The organism is Rhabdothermincola sediminis, assembly GCF_014805525.1.
Classification (GTDB): Bacteria; Actinomycetota; Acidimicrobiia; order Acidimicrobiales; family Acidimicrobilacustridaceae; genus Rhabdothermincola; species Rhabdothermincola sediminis.
The window spans coordinates 1-2,006 of sequence record NZ_JACFSZ010000040.1; the positions used below are offsets into that span (position 1 = coordinate 1).

The 2,006-nt window shown below is 66.4% G+C and carries 2 pseudogenes; both read left to right on the top strand.

Going from position 1 to position 2,006, the window contains the following annotated elements:
* Nucleotides 1–135: 135 nt before the first annotated feature.
* Nucleotides 136–1,459: pseudogene (locus tag HZF19_RS16045) on the top strand (IS30 family transposase); the annotation flags it as partial.
* A 13-nt stretch (nucleotides 1,460–1,472) separates the two neighbouring features.
* A pseudogene (locus tag HZF19_RS16050) lies at nucleotides 1,473–1,790 on the top strand (integrase core domain-containing protein); the annotation flags it as partial.
* Between the last annotated feature and the right edge of the window lie 216 nt (nucleotides 1,791–2,006).

Genomic DNA, 2,006 nt, shown 5'->3' on the forward strand with positions numbered 1-2,006 from the left:
TGCACAATGCCGCCGCGTCGAGCAACTCACGATCCGGGCGAGACGTCCCTTGCATCGGCCCATTCTTTTCGATCCACGCCCCCAACGCGAATCGACCCGCCCACCCGATTGCTCAGCAGTCTCCTAGGTGCGCCGATGGTCGCGTGGCGCGAGGATCGTGTTCGGTTCTGGGCAGCGATCGCCCGGGGCGTGAAGACCGACGAGGTGGCGGTCGAGGCGGGCGTGTCATCGCCGGTCGGGTATCGGTGGTTCCGGCACGCTGGCGGTGTGAACCCATGCCTTCCTTCGACAGTGTCGGGCCGCTACCTGTCGTTGTCTGAGCGCGAGGACATCGCGCTGCTCAAGGCGCAAGGTCACGGGGTGCGAGAGATCGCTCGTCGGGTGAACCGCAGTCCTTCGACGATCTCCCGTGAGTTGCGCCGCAACGCGTCGACCCGAACCTGGAAGCTCGAGTACAAGCCCTCGATCGCCCAGTGGCATGCCGAGCGTCGCGCCCGGCGCCCGAAGGTCGCGAAGCTGATCGAGAACGACCGGTTCCGCGAGTACGTGCAAGATCGCCTGGCTGGCGTCGTGCGCGCACCCGACGGTCGTGAGGTCGGACCCGACGTCGTCGTGCGCAAGGGCCGAGGGAAGCCGCACCGCAAGGACCGGCCGTGGACGACGGCGTGGAGTCCCGAGCAGATCGCCCACCGCTTGAAGGTCGACTTCCCCGATGATGAGTCCATGCGGATCAGCCACGAAGCGATCTACCAGGCCCTCTACGTGGAGAGCCGGGGAGCGCTGAAGCGGGAGCTGGTCGCATATCTACGCACCGGGCGTGCGTTGCGGGTGCCTCGAGGACGGGCGAAGCGCAAGGCGTGGGCACACGTCACGCCCGACGTGATGATCAGCGAGCGACCCGCCGAGGTCGAGGACCGTGCCATCCCCGGACACTGGGAAGGCGATCTGGTCATCGGCCTGGAGCGCTCCGCGATCGGCACGCTCGTCGAGCGCACTACCCGCTACACCAAGCTCGTCCACCTCCCACGGGAGGAGGGCTACCGGCACAAGCACACCCCGAAGAACGGTCCGGCGCTGGCCGGCTACGGCACCATCACGATGAAGAACGCCCTTGCCGACACGATGGCCACGCTCCCCGAGAGCCTCCGCCGATCCCTGACATGGGACCGCGGCAAGGAGCTCTCAGCTCACGTCGCGTTCAAGGTCGAGACCGGCATCCCCGTCTTCTTCGCTGACCCCCACAGCCCCTGGCAGCGCGGCACCAACGAGAACACGAACGGGACTGCTGCGTCAGTACTTCCCCAAGCGCACCGACCTGTCGCGCTGGGACGGTGAGGAGCTCGCCGCCGTCGAAGCAGCGATCAACGCACACCCTCGGAAGATCCTCGGATCGAAGACCCCAGCCGAAGCCCTCGATGAGCACCTACGCTCCCTGCAACAAGGCCGTGTTGCTTCGATCGATCGAGCCTGGTCAATACCTGTCCATTCGCTACACCGACCGGCTCGCCGTCAACGAGATCGTCGCCTCGGTCGGCTCCAAGGGCGACTCGTTCGATAACGCCCTCGCCGAGTCATTCAATGGGCTCTACAAGTGGGAGCTCATCTACCGCCAGGGCCCCTGGGCCGGCATCGAGGACGTCAAGTTCGCCACGATGACCTACGTCGACTGGTTCAACAACCGGCGCCTGCACGGCACGATCACACCCGGGCCCCGCTACACCACCCCGGCAACCCACGAGGCCGCCTACTACCGTCAGACCCTCACCGCCGACCTGACAGTGACCCAATAGCCAGAGCCTCCACGAAACCCGGGGTGCTTCAGCTCGCACGCGCGCGTAGCGTTGAATACAGTAGGGGCACCTCGGACTCGACGACTTCAGGCTCTCCTGACGGTGATGTGGGTCATGCGGCGGCCTGAGCGGGTGGGTGTTCGTGTGGCAGCTTGAGGTCGATGGGGCCTGCGCCGAGCATGACGAGCGCGAGGGCGGCGTCGGCGGAGTGGAAGC